Source organism: Shewanella sp. Scap07, assembly GCF_013394145.1.
Taxonomy (GTDB): Bacteria; Pseudomonadota; Gammaproteobacteria; order Enterobacterales; family Shewanellaceae; genus Shewanella; species Shewanella waksmanii.
On sequence record NZ_CP041329.1, the window covers coordinates 3,328,080 to 3,351,768 of the forward strand.

Sequence of the window (23,689 nt, forward strand, 5' to 3'; positions counted from 1 at the left end):
AGATAGACCCAATTGAAAGTTTTGTTAGCGCAAAACCGCCGCTTTAGCTCTTAGCAGTTAAAGCGGCTTTTTATTACCTCATTGCCTTAGAAAACCACTTATCAACAACACGCTAATTTAGCATAGCTTAATAAATCCTTGCGTGCGGCTCTAACTTCTTTACATTAATAAACCCGCAGTATTGTTGGTTTGAGTGCTGATGACTATAAAAGCCGTGTTTTGCTTCGTTTCAGTAAAGACTAATCAAAAAGGAACCAGCTAACTAGTTGGTTCAAAAGCGTAATTAATTACAAATTTCAGGCAATAAAAAACGGGCTTCGAAATTTCGAAGCCCGTTGCAAAACCAAAACGTTTTAGTAGGTTAAAACTAGCCTAAATTAGCACGCACGTTGCGGAACATACGCATCCATGGGCTATCCTCTCCCCACTCGTCAGGGTGCCATGAGTTAGCAACCGTTCTGAAAACACGCTCCGGGTGTGGCATCATAATCGTCACTCGACCATCTTCACTACAAATGCCACTCAATGCATTCGGTGAACCATTGGGGTTTTGTGGATACTTAGTGGCTATTTGACCATTACCATCAACATATCGCAGTGCTATGGTACCAGATGCTTCTGCAGCAGCTTGAGCGCTGCTCGAGCTAAATTCAGCACGGCCTTCACCATGAGAAACAGCAATCGGCATTCTAGAGCCTTCCATGCCTTGGAAGAACAATGATGGGCTCTTCTGCACTTCAACTAAACTAAAGCGCGCTTCAAAACGCTCTGAGCGGTTAGTGACGAAGTGTGGCCAATGTGCGGTACCTGGAATGATATCTTTAAGGTTTGACAACATTTGGCAACCATTACACACACCCAAAGAGAAGCTGTCTTCACGCTCAAAGAAACGAGTAAACTGCTCTCGAGCACGGGCATTAAATAGAATCGATTTAGCCCAACCTTCACCAGCGCCAAGTACGTCACCGTAAGAGAAACCACCACATGCCGCGAGGCCTTGGAAGTCATCGAGGCTAATGCGACCGCTGAGCACGTCACTCATGTGCACATCACGACTTTCAAAGCCCGCACGATCAAATGCCGCCGCCATCTCTAAATGAGAGTTAACGCCCTGCTCGCGTAAAATCGCCATCTTCGGCGCTGCACCTTTAAGAATGTAAGGTGCTGCAATGTCCTCACTCGGGTCAAAGGTCAAATCAACCGTTAAACCAGGCTCTTGCGGATCTTGCTTTAACTCAAACTCTTCTTTGGCACATTCTGGGTTATCACGTAGCGCTTGCATACGATAGGTCGTTTCAGCCCAGATGGTACGTAGCTCTGTACGCGACTCAGACAATAAAGATTGCTGACCATCTTTAATAGTGATGGTGTCTCCTGCGACTAGCGAACCAATTTGGTGAACAGTCACACCAGCGTCACTGAACAATGCACTAATAGCAGCGGCTTTATCTTTCGATACTTGCAGCACACCGCCTAACTCTTCGTTAAACAGTTGCTCAACAGCCGTGCCTGATAAGCTTGCCAAATTGATATCTAAACCAACATTACCAGCAAAGGCCATTTCCACTAGAGTGGTAAACAAGCCACCGTCACTGCGGTCGTGGTAAGCAATCACATCACGGTTAGCGACTAGCGGCTGCATCACTTCAAAGAAGCCACGTAACTGCGTTGCGCTATCTAGATCCGGCGCTGTATCACCTAGCTCACCATAAACTTGAGCCAGTGCCGAGCCACCCATGCGGTTTTTGCCATTGCCTAAGTCAACCAGTAGCAGTTCAGTGTCACCTTTATCGCTGCGAAGCTCAGGGGTAACGGTATTACGAATGTCTTGAACCGCGCCAAATGCAGTAATCACCAATGACATTGGTGACGTCACCGTTTTGTCAACACATTGGTCTTGCCAAGCTGTTTTCATCGACATTGAATCTTTGCCAACAGGGATGGTTAGATCTAGCTCTGGACATAGCTCTTCACCGACGGCTTTTACAGCCTCGTAAAGGCCAGCGTCTTCACCAGGGTGACCTGCTGCTGACATCCAGTTAGCTGACAACTTAATGCGTTTAAGTGCACCAATGTCAGTACCTGCAATGTTTAAAATTGATTCTGCCACCGCCATACGTGCCGATGCACCGAAATCGAGTAGTGCTAATGGGGTACGCTCACCCATCGACATGGCTTCACCGGTGTACGAGTCAAAACTCGAAGCGGTTACCGCGCAATCTGCAACAGGGACTTGCCATGGGCCGACCATTTGATCGCGGTTAACTAAACCGGTCACACTACGATCGCCAATGGTAATAAGGAAGGTTTTCTCAGCGACAGTAGGAAGACGTAACACTCGGCGTACTGCGTCTTTAATATCGACCTGAGTTTGATCAAGTGCCGGTGACTGTGCTTTAGCAGACACAACATCACGGCTCATCTTGGGCGCTTTACCTAACAGCACTTCAAGTGGTAAATCAATCGGCTTGTTGTCAAAGTGCTCATCGCTTAATGACAGGTGACGTTCTTCTGTTGCCACACCGACAACCGCAAATGGTGCGCGTTCACGCTCACAGATAGCAGTAAATGTATCAAGGTTTTCTGGTGCTACTGACATCACATAGCGCTCTTGTGATTCATTACACCAAATCTCTAGTGGGCTCATGCCTGGCTCATCAGAAGGCACATTACGTAGCTCAAACTTACCACCACGCTCACCATCGTCTACCAGCTCAGGGAAGGCATTGGATAATCCGCCTGCACCGACATCATGGATAAACTGAATAGGGTTATCATCACCCATCTGCCAACAGCGATCGATTACCTCTTGACAGCGACGCTCCATCTCTGGATTTTCACGCTGCACTGAAGCAAAATCTAAATCTTCGCTTGATTGACCCGATGCCATAGAAGAAGCCGCGCCGCCACCTAGACCGATGTTCATGGCAGGGCCGCCTAATACGATAAGCTTCGCACCGACGGTAATCTCGCCTTTTTGTACATGCTCTTCGCGAATATTACCTAAACCACCCGCCAACATGATTGGCTTGTGATAACCGCGCATCTCAACGCCATTGTGGCTGCTGACTTCCTGCTCATAGGTACGGAAATAACCTAATAATGCTGGACGACCGAACTCATTGTTAAATGCCGCGCCACCAAGTGGGCCTTCGGTCATAATATCTAATGCGTTAACAATGCGATCTGGCTTGCCATAATCCCCTTCCCAAGGTTGAACAAAACCTGGGATTTTTAGATTGGAGACACTAAAGCCAGTTAAACCCGCTTTAGGTTTAGAACCACGACCTGTTGCCCCTTCATCGCGGATTTCACCGCCTGAACCGGTTGCTGCACCAGGATACGGACTAATAGCCGTTGGGTGGTTATGAGTCTCGACCTTCATCAAAATATGCATGGGTTCAGTGTGATAAGCATACACACCGTCTTGCTCTGGGAAGAAGCGCCCTGCGACACTACCTTCCATTACGGCGGCGTTATCTTTATACGCTGACAACACATGCTCAGGCGTTTTCTCAAAGGTGTTTTTAATCATTTTGAACAATGACTTTGGCTGTACTTCACCATCAATTGTCCAATCTGCATTAAAGATTTTGTGACGGCAATGCTCAGAGTTAGCCTGAGCGAACATCATTAATTCAACATCGTTGGGGTTACGACCAAGGCGAACAAAGTTCTCTACCAAGTAGTCGATTTCATCAGGTGCTAACGCTAAACCCAATTCAACATTCGCCTGCTCTAAGGCACGCTTACCTTCACCTAACACATTCACGCTGATGAACTTAGCTGGCTCTGTGCGCGCAAACAGCACAGCCGCTTGTTCAAACTCAGGTAAAATCACTTCAACCATGCGGTCATGCAGCAATCCATTGAGGACTTGCTGTTGCTCAGCGCTCAACGCCTCACCTTGCACATAGTATGCAACACCGCGCTCAAGACGTTTTACTTTGTCCAGACCACAGTTATGGGCGATGTCGGTAGCTTTTGACGACCAAGGAGAGATAGTGCCAGGGCGAGGGGTCACGAAATAAAGCGCACCGGCTGGTGCATGAGCTTCAATCGCAGGTCCGTAAGTCAGCAACTTGGCAAGTTGTTGCTGCTCATTTTCCTCTAAAGATTCAGTTAAATCAGCTAAATGGATAAACTCAGCGTAGATATCAGTTACTGGCAAATCAGCACTTTTACATGCTTCCATAAGCTTTTGAACTCTAAACGCTGATAATGCTGGGGCTCCGCGGATGATCTCCATCACGTCTATTCACCTTATAAATTATAATTGCAGGGTCAGATCTGGGCGCTATTATAGGGAAATGTCACCGACAAATCACCCGTGTTCTAACCTCAAAACAAAGTTTCCTGTCATAAAAAAAGGTCAGCGAATAAAAAAAACCATCAATTGACAAACAATCTCGGTTAACTCAACATTTATGGCACATAATTAGAGCTGAGATTGTTGTCAGCTTAGGCAAAGGATAAGCCGCTGCGTCAGGGACTAATAGGCAATTATTGAGTTGCGATAAGCTGTGATATAATTCACCGCTGGGCTCAATAAAAACCATTGATAAGACACTAATTTAATGAAAAAACTCTTGCTAATTCTCACCACCATTTTGTTACTGGCAGCCTGCCAGCCTGTGGTTGTGGAATCAGCAAAGCAAGTTGAACCCGCCATCAAAACCCACCTCAACGTCGGCACCCTATATGGCTCGCAAATTTTTGTCACAACAGGTCAAGGTGAAGCGGGTTTTGATTATGAGATGGCAAGCAAGTTTGCTCACTATCTTGGTTTAGAGCTCAACATGAAAGCTTACGGTAATATTGGCGAGCTGTACGCTGCGCTGAACAATGGCGAAGTGGACCTACTTGCTGCCGGTTTAACCGATACCGACCATCGTCGCCAACATTTTCGGTTAGGCCCACCGTTATATTATGTCAATCAACTGCTGGTCTATAAACAGGGAACCCGCGCGCCTAAAGATATCTCCGAGTTAGACGATGTCATAACAGTGATCAGCGACTCATCCTTTGTTGAAACACTGGCCAACTTACAAAAGCTCTACCCCGAACTGGTTTGGAATCAAGAGTCAGACAAAGACAGTGAAGAACTACTGGGTATGATAGCCCGCGATGAAATCAGCTATACCATTGCCGATTCAACCACCTTTGAGATCAGTCGTCGCTTTATGCCGGAACTACGCCCCGGCCCCGTACTAAGAGAGAAACAACCGGTAGTCTGGTTATTACCGTCACAAAATAGCGACAAGTTAATGAGTGATTTGCTCAGCTTTTGGCATGGAGAGCGCCTAGCCGGTACCTTAGCCCACCTCAATGAAAAGTATTTTGCTCATGTTAAGCGGTTTGATTATGTTGATACCCGCGCCTTTTTACGGGCAATTGATAGTAAATTACCAAAATACAAAGACCAGTTTATCAAATATGCCGGCGATATTGACTGGCGTAAACTAGCCGCCACCGCTTATCAAGAATCCCACTGGAATCCAAACGCACGTTCGCCCACTGGCGTCCGCGGTTTGATGATGCTAACACTGCCTACTGCTAAACAAGTGGGCATTAGTAATCGCCTTGACCCCATGCAAAGTATTAAAGGTGGTGCTAAATACCTTAACGATATACTTAAGCGTCTACCGGATTCAATTCCCGAGAACCAGCGAATGTGGTTTGCCTTAGCCTCATACAATATTGGCTATGGCCATGTTGAAGACGCCCGACGCCTAGCCCAAGGCATGGGATTAAACCCCAGTGCTTGGCGCGATTTAAAACAGGTGCTGCCTTTATTGCACAAGCGCAAGTACTATCAAAAAACCCGCTATGGTTATGCTCGAGGTAACGAAGCGGTGCATTACGTAGACAGTATTCGCCGTTACTACGACACCTTAGTGTGGATAGACAACCAGAACCAACAGCTTGAATCTGTACCTAATGCAACCGATACACAAACGGCAGACTCAGCTTCGGACTCAGAGTTAGTTGGCGCTCAACCTCAATAACTCACTAAGTACATACATCGCTCATAGTATTGGGCTAAATGGCTTTGTGATTTTGATGTGGCTCAGGATCTGGCTCAAGGTCAAATCTGCACATAATCGATACAACGTCACAATTTCGTCATCAGATTCAACTAAGCTAGCCAGTAGCGGCAATCTAATATGTATGGACTCACTATATTAGCTGTAAATTGTGAACCCGAGCACGTATCATTAGCAATGGATGTCGCTATAATGCGGCCGTGAATACCCTGGCAAATCGCTGCGATAAGTGCAGCTATAAGGGTATTTTAATTGGAGGATAATATGCGTAGAAAAACCTTAAATAATATGGCTTCTCGTCGCCGAACCCAGATGAAAAATCGCCACCAACGAACCCTTAATCGTCAAAAACAGTTCTTTGTTTTTATTAAGCCTTCGGAATAATACCAGCAACACAAGTAGAGCATATGATCTGGCAAGGATGGGGTCATGCTCTACCTAGTTATCCCCTCAGAACCGTTGCCAAAGTGACCACCGCAATCAGGCATTTTTAGCTGCCGCCTTTAAGGCTTTTTTCTCTTTGCGTCGACGACGAAAAAAACTACTTAATTGCTCAGCACACGCGTCAGCCAATACGCCGGATGTGACTTCCAATTGATGATTAAAATTGCTCTGACGCACAAGATCTAATACTGTTCCCGCTGCACCCGTTTTCTGATCCGTTGCCCCAAATACTAATCGCTTAATTCGAGCATGTACCATTGCCCCGGCGCACATTGCACAAGGCTCCAAAGTGACATACAAGGTAGTGTCTAGCAGTCGGTAATTGCTCAGCACTTTGCCCGCCGCTTTTATGCAATCAATTTCGGCATGGGCACACGGATCATGATGGCTAATGCTCAAGTTATATCCCGTTGCAATCACCTCATTATCTTTAACCAACACCGCGCCTACCGGCACCTCACCGCGCGCTTCGGCCTCATTGGCCTGCTCCATGGCCAGCGCCATAAAGTATTGATCTTTTTCTATCTGAGTGAATTCTTCACTAAAGACTGGGCTCTGATTCATATTCGATAGTAACTATTAAAATGGGCTCGCAAATACTGCGGCAATATTACCATAAGCAAAGGCTACGATAATGATTTAGTGACTATACTGATAATAATAACCACCGTTAGAGAGCGTAATAGTGCTACCAAGATTTGCCAATCAACTGATGGCGCTATTAGTCGCCGCTTTATTTTCTGGTTTACTTATTTTGTCTACTAGCACCAATACTAGCCCCCATACTATTGAACTCAGTAGTGAGATAGTTCGCAGTTTGATCTGTGCCATTTTGATGTTTTATATCGAACGCACAAAAGCGCAAACCTTTATCTACTTGCCATTACTCTTCGGTTTCATCTTGCTATTTTATGGTACTTGGTTAAATGCACTAGATGATCTGTTGATGATTGAACATCGCTCGATTGATTTAACTGAAGATATGCTAATAACGCTTGGCTTAATTTTGACGTTACTGGGTATCATCAATTGGACCCAACACTACCAACAACAAATATCAAAATTAGAGCAACAGTCACAGCAAGACCCACTAACCCAGGCGCTCAATCGACAAGGGATATTAAAGAAACTAGCCAACGCTGAACAACAGCAGCGCCCTCTTACTATCATGGTGATGAGTATCGACCACTTCAAACAGATCACCCGCAGTTATGGCTATGCGTTAGGGGACAAGTTGGTGTGTTTGATTTATCAAGAGCTACAAGCGCTACAACCAGATAACAGTGACATTGGCCGCTGGAGTGATGATGAATTTTTACTGCTCTATCCGCTGACAGACAAACAGCATGTCACCAAATTGGCTCAGCATATTGCCCAACATATGGAGTCATCGGTGTTTACCCCGGCGAATACGCTGATTTCAGTAACGGTATGTATTGGTGCAGCAACAGGACAACACTTAGCGGTAGAAGACAATATCAAGCTGGTAGAAAATGCGCTCTATCATGCGCAGCAATCAGGTCACAATCAAATATCGATCATCTGATTAGGTTGGTGCGACATCGAGACTCAATAATGCCGCTCATAAAAAAAGGGGCTAATGCCCCTTTTTAATTGCTTATATGATTATTCCCACTCAATGGTCGCAGGCGGCTTACCAGAGATATCGTAAACCACACGAGAAATACCATCGATTTCGTTGATGATACGATTTGAGACTCTGCCGAGGAAGTCATATGGCAGATGCGCCCAATGGGCAGTCATGAAGTCAATCGTTTCAACAGCACGTAAAGACACAACCCAGTCATACTTACGGCCATCACCCATCACACCCACCGAACGCACCGGTAGGAATACGGTAAAGGCTTGACTCACTTTATGGTATAGCTCAGCTTTATGAAGCTCTTCAATGAAAATAGCATCAGCACGGCGAAGTAAATCGCAGTACTCTTTTTTCACTTCACCAAGTACACGTACACCAAGACCCGGTCCTGGGAATGGGTGGCGATAAAGCATGTTGTATGGCAAACCAAGCTCTAAACCAATTTTACGTACTTCATCTTTAAACAGTTCACGTAGTGGCTCAACTAGGCCTAACTCCATATCATCAGGTAAGCCACCCACATTATGGTGAGACTTAATAACATGCGCTTTACCCGTGGCACTGCCCGCAGACTCAATCACATCAGGATAAATTGTACCTTGTGCTAGCCATTTAGCATTAACGCATTTCTTCGACTCTTCATCGAAGATATCCACGAATACATGGCCGATGATCTTACGTTTAGCTTCTGGTTCGGCTTCGCCCGCCAACGCATCTAAGAAGCGATTTTCAGCATCAACATGTACAATGTTCAATCCAAAATGGTCACCGAACATTTCCAACACTTGGTCCGCTTCATTCAGGCGTAGCAGGCCATTGTCGACAAACACACAGGTCAGCTTATCGCCAATAGCACGATGTAATAGCATCGCCACTACTGATGAATCGACGCCACCTGACAAACCTAGAATCACTTCATCGTCGCCAATTTGCTGCTTCAAGCGCTCAATGGCATCATCGATAATTGAAGCGGGTTTCCAATTGGCTTCACATTGACAAATATCCAAAGCAAAATGCTCAAGCATACGCTTACCCTGGCGAGTATGTGTCACCTCTGGGTGGAATTGCACACCATAGAACTGCTTATCTTCATTGGCCATTGCCGCGAAAGGACAAGTATCGGTATTGGCAACTGCCACAAAGCCCGCTGGAATTTCAGAGACTTTATCACCATGGCTCATCCACACATCAAGTAGTGGTTTGCCCGCAGGGCTTACCGCATCTTCAATGGCTTTAAACAAGGCTGACTCAGTTTGTACCTCAACTTGAGCGTAACCAAACTCGCCTTCACCCACACCTTGGATAACTTTACCACCCAACTGCTCTGACATGGTTTGCATGCCATAACAGATACCCAATACAGGTACGCCTGCATTAAAAACGTACTCAGGCGCACGAGGTGAATTAGCAGCGGTTACACTTTCTGGTCCGCCGGCAAGAATAATGCCGTTAGGTGCGAACCCTTTAATCTGTTCTTCAGATACGTCCCACGCCCACAATTCACAGTAGACACCGATTTCACGAATTCGGCGGGCAATCAATTGCGTGTACTGAGATCCAAAATCAAGAATGAGGATCTTATGATCATGAATATTGCTCATGGATAACCTTTTATCTTTAGTCTTACTAATTGGTCAATTATGGCGATGGGTCATCACCATAAAGATACAAATTGGGCGACACTCAGTGTCGCCCAATGCAAATTAAGAACCGCTACGGTAGTTAGGCGCTTCTTTGCTGATGGTGACATCATGTACGTGGGATTCGCCCATACCTGCTGAAGTCACTTTAACAAATTCCGCTTTCTCGTTTAGGTCTTTGATTGTCGGACAACCCGTCAAGCCCATGCAAGAACGTAAACCGCCCATATGCTGATGGATGATCTCTTTCAGCTTACCTTTGTAAGGTACGCGACCTTCAATCCCTTCAGGAACAAGTTTGTCAGCCGCATTATCGCTTTGGAAATAGCGGTCTGATGAACCTTGAGTCATGGCGCCTAGTGAGCCCATACCACGGTATGATTTGTAAGCACGGCCGTTATAAAGTTCAGTTTCACCTGGCGCTTCATCGGTACCGGCAAACATAGAACCAGCCATAATGCATGATGCGCCAGCCGCCAAAGCTTTGGCTAAATCACCAGAGAAGCGAATGCCACCATCGGCAATGACTGGAATACCTAAATCTTTTACCGCTGCTGCGGCATCAGATACGGCGGTAATTTGCGGTACACCCACACCGGTGACAATACGAGTAGTACAAATAGAGCCAGGACCAATACCCACTTTAACCGCGTCAACACCGGCTTCTACCAACGCTAATGCACCTTCTGCGGTAGCAACGTTACCGCCAACAATTTGCAGCTCTGGGTATTTAGCACGTGTATCACGAATACGCTGTAATACACCTTCTGAGTGACCGTGAGAAGAATCAATCAATAACACGTCAATACCCGCTTTAACGAGGGCATCGACACGTTCTTCATTACCGGCACCGGCACCAACTGCTGCACCAACACGTAAGCGACCTAACTCATCTTTACATGCGTTTGGTTTACGCTCGGCTTTTTGGAAATCTTTAACCGTGATAAGCCCTTTAAGCTTAAAGTTATCGTCTACAACCAATACTTTTTCAACACGGTGGGCGTGCATTAACTTTTGCACTTCGTCCAATGGCGTGCCTTCAGACACAGTCACTAAACGATCTTTTGGGGTCATCACTTGATCAACAGTACGACTCCAATCAGTGATAAAGCGCACGTCACGGCCAGTAATAATACCCACTAGTTCATTAGCTTCATTGACGACTGGGTAGCCGGCAAAGCCATTTTTCTTAGTGAGAATTTTTAAATCTTCTAGCGTGGTTGTCGGCGTCACAGTCACTGGCTGTTGAACGATACCCGCTTCATAGATTTTTACTTGGCGAACTTCCTCGGCTTGCTGCTCAATGCTCATGTTTTTATGGATAAAACCAATACCGCCTTCTTGCGCCATAGCGATAGCTAAGCGTGCTTCAGTCACGGTATCCATCGCGGCCGAAACAATAGGCATATTTAGTTCGATCTTTTTGGTTAAACGAGTCTTAAGAACAGCAGTGTTAGGGAGTACAGTCGAGTGTGCAGGGACAAGCAATACATCATCAAAGGTAAGTGCTTCTTTTTTTAGGCGTAGCATGGCAACATCTCCCCATGTAGGTGTGATAAGAGGTAAAATATTGCGGCGGGATTATACCTTGCATATTGGGCTTGGTAAATGGAAAATAGGAAAAAAGTCGCTTTAGATGCAAAATTCTTATGAAAATGCCGAAAAATAATGTTTACACCGTGTCTCGCCTCAATGGTGAAGTCAGACAACTTCTGGAAGGTGAGCTGGGTAAAGTCTGGTTAGAAGCTGAAATATCGAATTTTGCATCACCGGCATCAGGGCATTGGTATCTAACCTTAAAAGATAGTCATGCGCAAATACGCTCAGCCATGTTTAAAGGCCGCAATCGAAGCGTCACTTTTAGACCGGCCAATGGTCAGCAAGTATTGGTTAAAGGGGCTATCAGTGTTTACGAGCCCCGCGGCGATTATCAGCTAATCATTGAGTCCATGCTGCCAGCAGGTGATGGTCTGTTAGCCCAGCAATACGAAGCGTTGAAAATGAAACTGGCTGCCGAAGGCTTATTTGCCATGGACACCAAACGCCCCCTGCCCAGCAGTATCACCCGTATCGGCGTCGTCACCTCACCCACGGGCGCCGCAATTAAAGATATTTTACATGTACTTGCAAGGCGCGACGCTTCTGTTGAAGTGATTATCTACCCAACTGCTGTGCAAGGCGCTGACGCCGATAAAGACATTTGCCGCGCTATTAACACCGCCAATCAACGCCACGAAGTTGATGTGCTGCTTGTTACCCGCGGCGGTGGCTCGTTAGAAGATTTATGGTGCTTTAACAGTGAAGCCCTCGCTCACACTATTTATAACAGCGGTATTCCGGTGGTCAGTGCCGTCGGTCATGAAGTCGACCACACCATTAGCGACTTTGTGGCCGACTTGCGAGCCCCTACCCCGTCAGCAGGTGCAGAGCTACTGTCTGCAGATGCGGATAACAAAGCCCAACACTTAGGCAACAAACAACGTCAACTTGCCCAAGCTTGGCAGCATTATCAACTGCGCCAAGCCCAGCGTGCTAGTACCCTTGAGCATCGACTTACGCGGCAGGACCCAAAAAGGCGCTTGCAGCAATATGAACAGACCTTTGATGAAATGCAGCTTAGGCTCACCAACGCCTTACAAAGCCAAATACATAGCCTAACCCTTAAGCAGCAAAATTTGAGTTTACGCCTCAATAACCAGAGCCCAAGTTATCAACTTGATCAAGCACAAACACAGCTAGCGACTTTATCTACACGTTTAAATAAAGCGCTGACTCAGCATATGAAGGACAAACAGCTGCAGATCCAAACAGCGGCACATCAATTGGAAGCGGTCAGTCCACTAGCGACCCTAAGCCGAGGTTACAGTATCAGCCAAGACAGCCAAGGCAAGGTGCTGCAAGACAGTAACGAGGTGGTCAGTGGCGATATCATCACCACCACATTACTTAAAGGTAAAGTGACATCTAAAGTTCAGTAGCTGCCGGGCTGCAAACGGTAGTGGATTCATCGCAATGAATTAGAAAGTGAGTCTAGATTGAGTCGCTTTCATAGGATAATTCAATCAAGCAATGGACTTTTAATACAATATAGAACGACAAGCAACTCGCTACTGAACGATATTTAAACGCCGTGCATCAGACAACAAAAAGCCAGCTACATAGCTGGCTTTTTTAATGGTAATAGCGAAGTAATTACTTCTTCTTATCCTTGATGTGGCTCATCATGCGTTTACGACGACGCTCTTGGCTCACAGTCAGCTTTTTGGTGTTCATCCCTTCAAATGGGTTACCACCTTCTTGGAAGCGCACCTGAATAGGTGTCCCCATCACTTTTAGTGAACGACGATAGTAATTCATCATAAAGCGCTTGTAAGAGTCTGGTAGCTTCTTAACTTGGTTACCATGCACAACCACTATGGGTGGGTTATAACCCCCCGCATGGGCGTATTTGAGTTTCACACGACGGCCATTAACCAGCGGTGGCTGATGATCGTCTTGCGCCATCTGCATAATACGGGTCAGCATAGAAGTGCTCACGCGGCGAGTGGCGCTCTCGTAAGCTTCTTGGACTGACTCAAATAAGTGTCCTACGCCAGTGCCGTGTAGCGCTGAAATAAAGTGAATGCGGGCAAAGTCGATAAAGCCAAGACGACGATCAAGTTCGCTCTTAACACGCTCTTTAACCTCTTGGTCAATACCATCCCACTTGTTAACCGCAATCACTAACGCACGCCCAGCATTAAGTGCAAAGCCCAGTAATCCTAAATCTTGTTCCGCAATGCCTTCACGGGCATCAACAATTAGCAGTACCACGTTGGCGTCTTCTACCGCCTTAAGCGTTTTAATCACCGAAAACTTTTCAACGGTTTCATGTACCTTACTGCGACGACGTACCCCAGCAGTATCGATAATGACGTACTCTTGGCCATCACGCTCAAGCGGAATATAAATACTGTCACGGGTGGTGCCAGGCGCATCATAAACCACGACACGTTCTTCACCTAAAATACGATTCGTTAGCGTTGATTTACCGACATTAGGCTTACCGATAATGGCTAACTTAATTGGCAAGTCTTGCAAGCGCTGCTGTTCAGCTTCCGCTTCTTCTTCGGTATATTCGCGCTCGTCCGCTTGCTCTTCACCTTCATCTTCACGCTTAATCCCCATGGCTTCGGCATAAGGTGTTAGCGCGTACTCAATCATGTTGGTTACGCCGCGGCCTTGCGAAGCGGCCATTTGGTAGACTTCACCTAGGCCTAACGCCCAAAACTCAGCACAGGCTGAATCAGCATCGATGCCATCAACTTTATTGGCAACCACAAAGGTGACTTTCTCGCGGCGGCGTAGATGCTCAGCGATAGCTTCATCTGCCGCGGTTAGGCCCGCGCGTGCATCGGTTAAGAACAACACCACATCCGCTTCTTCAATGGCAGCAAGTGATTGCTCCGCCATCCGCGTTTCAATGCCTTCTTCTGTGCCATCAATACCACCAGTATCAACAACAATAAACTCATAACCTGAAAGATGAGCTCGGCCATACTTACGATCCCGAGTAAGTCCTGGGTAGTCTGCAACAAGTGCATCACGAGTACGTGTCAGTCGATTAAATAGCGTCGACTTACCTACGTTTGGTCGACCTACTAGGGCCACTACTGGAATCATTTTCTTGCCTCTAATTCTACAAAACTTACTGAATATCAAAAATAAAAAACCCCCAGAACAAACGTCTAGGGGTTTTAAAACCTAATCCGCTTATTTTAAGGGAGCGTTATTCTAGCGACTTTTCCGTCCCGCGTCTGTAAATAGATGCGATCATCTACAACAACCGGCTGGGTGAACAGTCCAGAACTGTCTACTTGAATACGGCCAACTATTTTACCAGTAGCGCGTTCAAGGAAATGTAAGTAACCTTCAAAGTCACCCACTACAATATAATCTTTATAAGCCGCAGCTGACGTTAAACCACGGTTAGTCAGCTCAGTATTACTCCAAGACTCTAGACCGTTACGTCTATCTACTGCATAAACTCGGCTATGATCGTCAACTAAAATCAAGTTCAAACCTGACATTGCTAGCTCATTAAAGCTTGAATACTTACGCGTCCAAACTACACGGCCTGAACGAAGCTCCATTGACACTAAGTTGCCATTATAGCTGACCGCATAGAGGTTCTCACCTAGGATTAGCGGTTGCATATCAACATCGGCCATGCGCGTAAACTCATTGCCACCCGTTGGGGTATATACCGCTTGCTCCCATGCTGCTTGGCCATTGTCTTTGATCACAACCGCAATTTTGCCTTCTGCAGTACCAACAAAGAACCCACCCGCTTCGTAGCTGGCAGAACCTGTACCGCGTAAGGTTAACGTAGGCAGCTTAGTTTCATAGGTCCATAACTTCTCGCCATCGTCAATATTGAACGCTTCAAGATTGCCTGAACCGGTATTGACCACAACAACATCATCACCCACTGTTGGTGGCGAAAGCAGCTCACCACTGGCCATCACATGCCATTTGGTTTCACCGGTTTCAGCATCAAGTGCGCCAAATAAGCCGCTTTCACCGCCAATAAACACGGTGTTTCTTGCGACCGTCACACCGGCAGCTAAACGCGCACCTTTATTTTTAGCTAACAGGTTATCTTTAAATGCAGAGCTAATGTCCTTGCTCCACACTCTCTCACCTGTGGCCTCATCAAAGGCAACGATTTCGCCAAAACGATCGGCAACATATAGTTTGTCATAGCGTACGGTTGGACGAAGGTTAGAGTAATAATCACCTACTCCTTCGCCTACCTGAGTGCTCCAACTTATCTCAGGGAAAACAGTCGCTTCGATTTCCGTTAATTCACTGACCACTTCCTCTTCAACATCACTTGAAGAACAAGCCGATAACAGGCCGATACTTAATCCGCAGGCAAGCAGCGTTTTACACCAAGACTTCATGGGCAGCTTCCTTATGCCTTGTTCAGATTATCAAGCTTCATTTGCAATGCTGGGCTAGTTGTCAAACCGCCATTATCAATCGCAGCTTGGTAGACAGATTTTGCTTTATCAGCGTCACCCTGACGCACTAAAAAGTCACCTTTAAGCTCATCACGTTGAGCCGCAAATGAAGGTGCTGATACTGAGTCTAATGTGGTGATTGCAGTCGCCAATTGACCTTGCTCAGCTTGAACACGTGCAAGACGCAGTGTTGCTACCATCACTAAGCTCTCTTCAGGTTTGGCAGCTAACACACGTTTAAGCGCCTCTTCTGCTTTACCTAGCTCACCCGCGTCTACAGCCGCTTTTGCCACTAATAGGTCAAGCAAAGACTGGTAGCCTTGCTGAGAGTGATTTTTAGCAAAACTCTCAGCAGCTGTTAGCATAGAAGCTGAGTTAACACTGGCAGCTTGAAACGCTTCTGACGCTGCTTGCGCTTGCGCGACTTGATGATCTGAATAATAGTTCCAGCCATATAGGCCACCAAAGCCTATGACCGCACCACCAATGATTGAGGTGCCATAATCTTTCCAGAACTGTTTGATAGCATCGACTTGTTGTTCTTCTGTGCTATAAATTTCCACGTATACTTCCCCTTTAAATCAGTTCTGCTAAATGAGTTGCCAACGCATCACGTGCAACTAATTGTTGTTCTTTATCTTCACGCAAGTATTTAAGTGCGACTTGGTTGTTGGCTAATTCGTTTTCACCAATCACCAATGCCACCTGGGCACCGCTTTTATCTGCGCGTTTCATCTGTTTCTTAAAGTTACCACCACCGCAATGGCTCATTACCTTAAGTGTTGGTAATGCATCACGCAAGCTTTGAGCAATTTTTATCGCTTCAACCTTACAAGCATCACCCATCGCAGTCACATAAACATCGACAGGACCTTTAACATCGTCAGTTAAAGATAGAGTCTCAAGCATCAATACAATGCGCTCAAGCCCCATGGCAAAACCAACGGCTGGGGTATCTTTACCACCAAGCTGGCCAACAAGGCCATCGTAGCGACCACCTGCCAACACAGTACCTTGAGCACCCAGACTGTCAGTCACCCACTCAAATACCGTGCGGTTATAGTAATCTAAACCGCGCACTAGACGTGGATTGATTTTGTATTGGATGCCAACAGCGTCAAGTAGTTCACATAAATGTGCAAAATGCGCTTTGGTTTCTTCACCGAGATAATCATCTAGCGCTGGTGCATCTACCAACACTGCTTGAATTTCTGCATTTTTGGTATCAAGTACACGCAGCGGGTTAGTGTACATACGACGCTTAGCATCTTCATCAAGAACATCTTGATGCTGCTCAAGAAAGGCAATTAATGCATCACGATAAACACTGCGCTCTTGCGGATCGCCCAAAGTATTGAGCTCTAGCGTCACATGGTCGGTGATCCCGAGCGTTTGCCATAACCGCGCGGACATCATCAGCACTTCTGCGTCCATGTCTGCACTTGGAATACCGTAGATTTCTACACCAAACTGGTGGAACTGGCGGTAACGCCCTTTCTGAGGACGCTCGTGGCGGAACATGGGGCCCATGTACCATAATCTTTGCTCTTGATTATAAAGCAAGCCATGTTCGTTACCGGCACGCACGGTCGATGCGGTACCTTCTGGGCGTAAGGTTAAATAGTCACCGTTACGATCTTCAAAGGTATACATCTCTTTTTCGACAATATCGGTCACTTCACCAATAGAGCGTTTGAAAAGGTCGGTACTTTCAACAATTGGCGTGCGAATTTCACTGTAGCCATAAGATGCTACGGTTTCACGCAATACTGTTTCTAACTTTTGCCACAAAGGGCTTTGAGTGGGCAGAATGTCATTCATTCCGCGAATCGCTTGGATCTGTTTTGCCACGTTATGACTCATCCGACTTAAACTAAAAAATAAAAAGCGCCCCGCATTATAGGCGCTTCAATACTAAACGCAAAACTGGCTTGTACGCCAGTATCGCTAGCCACCACTGCAAATAATTGGGCGGTGACTCGCAGGCGTATTACTTAGAAATATCCTTAGCAGGAATACGCTCATCGATCATAGCGACCTTGGCGCGAATCTTTGCTTCTAACGAATCAACAATGTTGTCGTTATCAAAACGTTCTTTCTGGCGAACACCGTCGTCGTAATAACCGCTCTTACGATTACCACCAGTAAGGCCAATATCTGATACTAGCGCTTCACCTGGGCCGTTAACTACGCAGCCAATAATCGACACATCCATCGGCGTCACCACATCTTCAAGGCGCTGCTCTAATTCATTGACTGTCGCAATCACATCAAATTCTTGACGAGAACAAGAGGGGCAAGCAATAAAGTTAATCCCACGGGAGCGAATACGCAGTGACTTTAAGATATCAAAACCCACTTTAATCTCTTCAACCGGATCGGCCGCGAGAGAGATACGCAGTGTGTCACCTATACCTTCAGCCAATAACATCCCGAGACCAACAGCAGACTTCACCGAACCTGCGCGTGCACCACCAGCCTCGGTAATACCTAAATGCAAAGGCTGCTTGATCTGTTTTGCCAATAAACGATAGGACTCTACCGCTAAAAACACATCGGATGCTTTAACACTGACTTTAAACTGATCGAAGTTGAGCCTATCTAAAATATCCACATGGCGCATCGCTGATTCAAGCAGTGCTTCAGGCGTCGGCTCTTTGTACTTGTCCATTAGATCTTTCTCTAATGAACCGCCGTTAACCCCAATACGAATAGGGATATTTTTGTCTCTCGCACATTCAACAACGCTGCGAATACGCTCTTCATTACCGATATTACCGGGATTGATGCGCAAACAGTCAACGCCATACTCGGCAACCTTCAACGCGATTCGATAATCAAAATGAATATCGGCAATCAATGGAATATTGGTTTGCTGCTTGATTAACTTAAACGCTTCAGCGGCGTCCATCGTTGGCACAGAAACCCTAACGAGATCAGCACCAACATTCTCTAAAGACTTAATTTGAGCGACCGTTGCTGCCACGTCGGTAGTACGGGTGTTCGTCATCGACTGCACAGCAATAGGCGCACCGTCACCGATAGGGACGTCACCAACGTATATACGAGTGGATGGTCGGCGGATAATGGGGGATTCGTTATACATGATCAATTTACTCTATTTCAATCAAGCTCTACTGCACATTTGGCAAGGTTAAGCGCGCGACACGCCCACTTGGATATTGCGCCAAATTTACCGGCTGATCGTTTAATTTTAACTGCACAACTTGTGGTGCACCTAAAGTAATATTAAATGGCGCTTGTCCGCTGACATTGTGTTCACTGCCAGCCAATTTTAAATCGTTAATCAGCACCTTGCCTTGGGCATCTTTTACCTGGATCCAGCAGTCACCATCAAGTACTAGGCTCAACTGCCCCAATGAGCTATCACTCATTGCGATCTGGCTGGCCGCTGATTGCTCAGCATCTTGATGAGTCGCTTGTTGTGAAGGGGCTGCATCCTGAGCGGCAACATCTTGAGTTGCCATTTGCACTGCGCTGTCATTTGACATTGCTGCATCATCGGCTTCAGTGGCGTCGCTGCCTGCGGCCACTTGTTCTACTATGTCAAATGCATTAGGCGTGATACTGGCATGCTGCATACCTTCTGCTGGCATTTGCGGGTCAGTTGTGTCTTGGGCATTAATCTCAGCAACTTCTTCAACGGTTGGCTTGGAGAAATCGATACCGGACAGCATATTAGATTTTTGCACCCACCAAAGCACAAGCAGTGCCAGTAATATGGCAACGATAAGGTAGGTCACCAGCATAAAACGGCCATCACGGGCCTGACGGCTAGTTTTGCGAGAAAAGCTTTGCATTTCTGGGTCGGCGATAGGCGGGAACTGCTTGGCGACACATTGATCGACCACGGTTTGCTCTGCGCAAACTAGTCGAGCGTAGTTTTTAATATACCCTTTGACATAAATGGTTGATCCCATGTCATCAAAGTCATTGTCTTCGATTCCTTTAACTATGCCAGGTCGAAGATTCAGTGATTTAGCAACTTGCTCTATCGACAAGCTCTTTTGGTTTCGTGCAGCCGCCAGCACCTCGCCGATGGTCAACGTATCAGTGGCTTCGGCTTTGTCATCTAGCATATCGATCTGTTTATCTGTCATTAGTGCATACTTGCTCGATATTGCTTAGCCTCTTCAGATGCTGGAAATTTTGCCAGGAGTAAAATACCAAATTTACGCGCGGCTTCCGTATCGTTTAGGCCATGCTCAATTTCAATTCCTAAAGCTAAACTCTCTGCGGACTCAGGTATTACACGGTGGTAGCGTGCGAGTCCCTGTTTAGCTTGCTGATAATTCTGTAGCTCAAGTTCTATCTCGGTTAGCTCCAACAAAGAAACACTTCTTCGTGGGTCGTACTTCAGCGCCATACCGAAATATTGTTGTGCTTTGTCTAAGTCACCGGATTTTCGACTACATATGCCCAAGTTTTCATAACTTGAAGCGGAACGGGTGTACTTAGGCATTTTGACCGCGCGCAGAAACATTCGTTCTGACTCGGCATACTTTTCTTGCTGGCATAAAAATACGCCAAAGTTGTTCATTGAGTCGCCCGTCGCATCACTGGCATTGATCGCACGACGATATGCCTTCTCTGTCAGCTCAAGTTCTCCGACAGATTGGTAGTAATACGCCATAGCCACATGTACATCTTCAAGGTTAGGAGCAAACTCTTCGGCTTTATCTAAATTATACTTAGCCTGTTCGCTGTTACCTTTTTGAAGGTACATCAAGCCCAATTGTACCCGTTGTCTCGCAGCGGCGGAATTATCAAACTCACGCTCTGTGACGGGCACATCAGTACCGCTATAAGTGCGTTCGGTGACACAACCCGTCATCAGTACCGATGACAGGGCAACAATAACAGATAATTTTTGCACACTTAGGTTCATCAGTGGGCCTATCTAACTTAAGATACAATGAGTTAGTTTATTGTGACCGATATTTGATTATCTTGCATGCGTTTTTTCGCTAAACGTTTGGTTCTATCGCGAATGTCCCCTGCAAGCTGACCACAAGCGGCATCAATATCATCACCTCGAGTTTTACGTACAATCACCGTTAAGCCGTATTCCATCAGTACTTTAGAGAAACGATCGATACGTGAATTAGACGAACGACCATAAGGCGAACCTGGGTATGGGTTAAACGGAATTAGATTGATCTTACAAGGTGTATCTTTCATCACTTTAGCTAATTCGTGTGCTTGGTCAGTGCTATCATTGATATGATCGAGCATGACATATTCCACCGTCACTTTACCTCGATTAGCGTTTGACTTAGCTAAGTAGCGGCGAATTCCGGCTAAAAAGTCCTCTAATGGATACTTTTTATTCACTGGCACTAACACATCACGCAGCTCGTCATTCGGTGCATGAATACTTACCGCTAAAGCCACATCTAGCGCGTCACCTAGCTTATCAAGTGCTGGCACCACACCGGAGGTCGATACTGTCACGCGGCGTTTAGATAAACTGAAACCAAAATCATCCAGCATAATATCAATAGCAGGTATGACGTTATTTAGGTTCAGTAGCGGCTCACCCATTCCCATCATCACCACATTTGAGATCGGACGATCACCGGTCTCTTTTTGAAAACCTAAAAAGTGCGATACTCGCCAAACTTGGCCAACAATTTCTGAGACGGTGAGGTTACGGTTGAAACCTTGCTGCGCAGTTGAGCAGAAAGTACATTCTAGTGCACAGCCAACTTGAGAAGACACACATAAGGTCGCTCGGTCTTCTTCAGGAATATAAACCGTTTCGACTTCCTGGCCTTGACCAACATTAATAGCAAACTTGATGGTGCCATCGTTTGACTTTTGGTAGCTGGAAATTTCCGGTGCGACAATTTCACAACGCGCCGCAAGCTTTGCTCGTAGCACTTTGTTTATGTTAGTCATTTCTTCGAAGTCGCTAACACCAAAATGATAAATCCACTTCATCAATTGATCGGCACGAAAAGGTTTTTCACCCATTTCAGTAAATAACGCTCTTAATCCTTTACGATCAAGATCCAATAAATTGATTTTTTTCTCACTCATTTTGCACAACCTCAACACGAAAACCCGCCACAGGGCGGCGAATTATACAGACTCCCATTCATTATAGCTAGCATCTCGCTAACATGGGTTGCCGAGTAAAAGCCATATTTAAGCTAGGGCTTTACCGATTATTTCCTGCCATATTGGCCTATAAAAGCTGGGCTATTGATTGGCATTTGATGAATAATGTTTAATCGATAAATATGTTAAGTACTTTTTAGAGACTGTGATAGAATCCGATCAAGCTAATATTGGCTTGATACTCGGAGTTGTTCTTCCACCCACATGGTCACCCTCATTGTTATTATCCTTGTTGCTATCGGGATATCATTTCTTTGTAGTGTTTTTGAAGCTGTTCTACTGTCTGTCACCCCAAGCTATATTGCGACATTAGGTCAAACTAATGCCACTGCGGCTGATCGATTAAATCGACAAAAAGCCAATGTTGAGTCGCCTTTAGTGTCTATCTTGACCCTCAATACCATTGCCCACACCGTAGGTGCTGCCGTTGCCGGTGCGCAAGCTGCGAAAGTATTTGGTGATGAGATGCTTGGCGTATTCTCAGGCGTACTGACTTTTCTGATTTTATTCTTTTCAGAGATCATCCCAAAAACACTGGGCGCCAACTATTGGCGTTCGCTCGCGCCAACCGTCTCTTATGCTCTGATGTGGATGGAGCGCCTAACTAAACCGTTAATTTGGATGTCACAACAAGTGACGCAATTAATGGGTAAAGGTGATGAAGGCCAGTATATCCGCCAAGAAATGAGTGCTATGGCCAAAATTGGTCAAGAGTCGGGCGAGCTTGATGAGCAGGAGTCACAAATTTTAACCCAGATGTTGTCGGTTAAAGAAATGCCTGTTACTGCAATTATGACACCGCGAACCGTGATGTTTAGCCTGCCAAGTGACATGACTCAGGAAGAATTTGCCACTTTACATAAGGCCAAACCTTTTACTCGGATTCCTATTTATCATAATGAACCTGACGATATCATCGGTTTCATTAATCGCAATGACATTCTATTGGCCGAGCGACAAACACCTCAAAGCCGCATTTTGGACTTAAAACGCAGTTTGATTGTCGTACCTGAAACGGCAAAAATTCTGCCTTTATTTGAGCTTATGATTAAGCGAAATACCAAAATGGCAATGGTTGTTGATGAATACGGCAGCGGTCAAGGTATTGTCACCTTAGAAGATATTATTGAATCTTTGCTTGGGTTAGAAATTGTCGACAGTAACGACCCTGTGACAGATATGCAGCAACTGGCGCGTAAGCTATGGAAACGCCGCATGAAGCATAAAGGTATTCGATTATCATCAGACGGGGAATTTGACTCTTACGTTGAATCACCGCAAACAGAAAAAGACAGCTAGTCTTTATTCTGACAACAAGGGAGCTGCGGCTCCCTTTTTTATTGCTAGCGCAATAGCCCCCCTACCCGCACGCTAAAATGAAACGCTAACGCTCGGGTTTAGGCAGTGCTTTTGCAAGCCACTGCAGGCGCTATATTTGCTTGTCGCACAATCAACCTAGCTTGGGTTAGCATCTGATGCTTTTTGGTATAATACCAATCAGTATAAGAATTTGATCTACTCAGCGCGCTTTGGGCAAACTAATTCAAGGCGAATGATTGAAACAATGGTTGTTCCCTTGTGAAATTATTCAACGCAGAAGTAGGCAGCCTAAAACGCGCCAGAATGGCGAGTTTTAGCGATTCTGATGCAGTGTTAACGAGCTTAACCGTAGAATAACTATGCTCTTCACTCGTTGCAAACCACATGGATGTGGTGAATGTCATTAATGCAGGAGCATTTAAGGACCTTACCTCAGAACCGCTAAATTCTCGCTGAGTGACTAAATGTTTATATTGATTGGTATAA

Annotated in this window: 16 protein-coding genes; 4 read left to right on the plus strand and 12 right to left on the minus strand. The window is 45.9% G+C overall.

Annotated elements, in window-relative coordinates; all coding sequences use genetic code 11:
• Positions 1-367 precede the first annotated feature (367 nt).
• Positions 368-4,249, minus strand: a complete 3,882-nt coding sequence (gene purL, locus FLM48_RS14565; RefSeq protein WP_179026382.1) for a phosphoribosylformylglycinamidine synthase — start codon at positions 4,247-4,249, stop codon at positions 368-370.
• Between the two features lie 328 nt (positions 4,250-4,577).
• On the opposite strand from purL, the gene mltF reads away from it, so the two are divergent.
• Complete coding sequence (gene mltF / locus FLM48_RS14570; protein WP_179025135.1) at positions 4,578-6,008, plus strand: membrane-bound lytic murein transglycosylase MltF; 1,431 nt, start codon at positions 4,578-4,580, stop codon at positions 6,006-6,008.
• A gap of 519 nt (positions 6,009-6,527) precedes the next feature.
• On the opposite strand, the gene tadA is transcribed toward mltF, so the two are convergent.
• Positions 6,528-7,055 (minus strand): tRNA adenosine(34) deaminase TadA, encoded by a 528-nt coding sequence (tadA, locus tag FLM48_RS14575; RefSeq protein ID WP_179025136.1) that lies wholly within the window; start codon positions 7,053-7,055, stop codon positions 6,528-6,530.
• Between the two features lie 121 nt (positions 7,056-7,176).
• On the opposite strand from tadA, the gene FLM48_RS14580 reads away from it, so the two are divergent.
• A complete protein-coding gene (locus tag FLM48_RS14580) occupies positions 7,177-8,037 on the plus strand; it encodes a GGDEF domain-containing protein (RefSeq protein WP_179025137.1) in 861 nt (286 codons plus the stop codon).
• An 80-nt stretch (positions 8,038-8,117) separates the two neighbouring features.
• Here the strand turns inward: FLM48_RS14580 and guaA are convergent, their stop codons facing one another.
• Together guaA and guaB are read right to left on the minus strand one after the other, a co-directional pair.
• Positions 8,118-9,695 carry a glutamine-hydrolyzing GMP synthase gene (gene guaA, locus FLM48_RS14585; protein WP_028771648.1) on the minus strand — a complete coding sequence of 526 codons (1,578 nt, stop codon included), beginning with the start codon at positions 9,693-9,695 and terminating at the stop codon, positions 8,118-8,120.
• Positions 9,696-9,797: 102 nt separating this feature from the next.
• The gene (gene guaB / locus FLM48_RS14590; protein WP_028771647.1) at positions 9,798-11,264 is read right to left on the minus strand and encodes an IMP dehydrogenase; all 1,467 of its coding nucleotides are present in this window, start codon (positions 11,262-11,264) and stop codon (positions 9,798-9,800) included.
• Positions 11,265-11,383: 119 nt separating this feature from the next.
• On the opposite strand from guaB, the gene xseA reads away from it, so the two are divergent.
• Positions 11,384-12,712, plus strand: coding sequence for an exodeoxyribonuclease VII large subunit (gene xseA, locus FLM48_RS14595; RefSeq protein ID WP_179025138.1), 1,329 nt, complete (start codon positions 11,384-11,386; stop codon positions 12,710-12,712).
• 214 nt (positions 12,713-12,926) lie between these two features.
• Here xseA and der read toward each other — a convergent pair whose 3' ends face one another.
• From der to FLM48_RS14635, 8 genes are all read right to left on the minus strand, one after another.
• Positions 12,927-14,396 (minus strand): ribosome biogenesis GTPase Der, encoded by a 1,470-nt coding sequence (gene der / locus FLM48_RS14600; RefSeq protein ID WP_028771645.1) that lies wholly within the window; start codon positions 14,394-14,396, stop codon positions 12,927-12,929.
• A 95-nt stretch (positions 14,397-14,491) separates the two neighbouring features.
• Entirely contained in the window at positions 14,492-15,679 is a 1,188-nt protein-coding gene (gene bamB, locus FLM48_RS14605; RefSeq protein WP_179025139.1) for an outer membrane protein assembly factor BamB, read from the minus strand.
• 11 nt (positions 15,680-15,690) lie between these two features.
• Positions 15,691-16,302 carry a tetratricopeptide repeat protein gene (locus tag FLM48_RS14610; RefSeq protein ID WP_028771643.1) on the minus strand — a complete coding sequence of 204 codons (612 nt, stop codon included), beginning with the start codon at positions 16,300-16,302 and terminating at the stop codon, positions 15,691-15,693.
• A gap of 13 nt (positions 16,303-16,315) precedes the next feature.
• Positions 16,316-17,590 (minus strand): histidine--tRNA ligase, encoded by a 1,275-nt coding sequence (gene hisS, locus FLM48_RS14615; RefSeq protein WP_179025140.1) that lies wholly within the window; start codon positions 17,588-17,590, stop codon positions 16,316-16,318.
• A 139-nt stretch (positions 17,591-17,729) separates the two neighbouring features.
• The gene (ispG, locus tag FLM48_RS14620; RefSeq protein WP_028771641.1) at positions 17,730-18,845 is read right to left on the minus strand and encodes a flavodoxin-dependent (E)-4-hydroxy-3-methylbut-2-enyl-diphosphate synthase; all 1,116 of its coding nucleotides are present in this window, start codon (positions 18,843-18,845) and stop codon (positions 17,730-17,732) included.
• A gap of 28 nt (positions 18,846-18,873) precedes the next feature.
• A complete protein-coding gene (locus FLM48_RS14625; protein WP_179025141.1) occupies positions 18,874-19,860 on the minus strand; it encodes a RodZ domain-containing protein in 987 nt (328 codons plus the stop codon).
• Entirely contained in the window at positions 19,860-20,648 is a 789-nt protein-coding gene (gene pilW / locus FLM48_RS14630; protein WP_028771639.1) for a type IV pilus biogenesis/stability protein PilW, read from the minus strand. The genes FLM48_RS14625 and pilW overlap by 1 nt, the downstream gene beginning before the upstream one ends.
• 32 nt (positions 20,649-20,680) lie before the next feature.
• Entirely contained in the window at positions 20,681-21,802 is a 1,122-nt protein-coding gene (locus tag FLM48_RS14635) for a bifunctional tRNA (adenosine(37)-C2)-methyltransferase TrmG/ribosomal RNA large subunit methyltransferase RlmN (protein WP_028771638.1), read from the minus strand.
• A gap of 285 nt (positions 21,803-22,087) precedes the next feature.
• On the opposite strand from FLM48_RS14635, the gene FLM48_RS14640 reads away from it, so the two are divergent.
• The gene (locus FLM48_RS14640) at positions 22,088-23,182 is read left to right on the plus strand and encodes a CNNM domain-containing protein (protein ID WP_028771637.1); all 1,095 of its coding nucleotides are present in this window, start codon (positions 22,088-22,090) and stop codon (positions 23,180-23,182) included.
• The last annotated feature ends 507 nt before the right edge of the window (positions 23,183-23,689 follow it).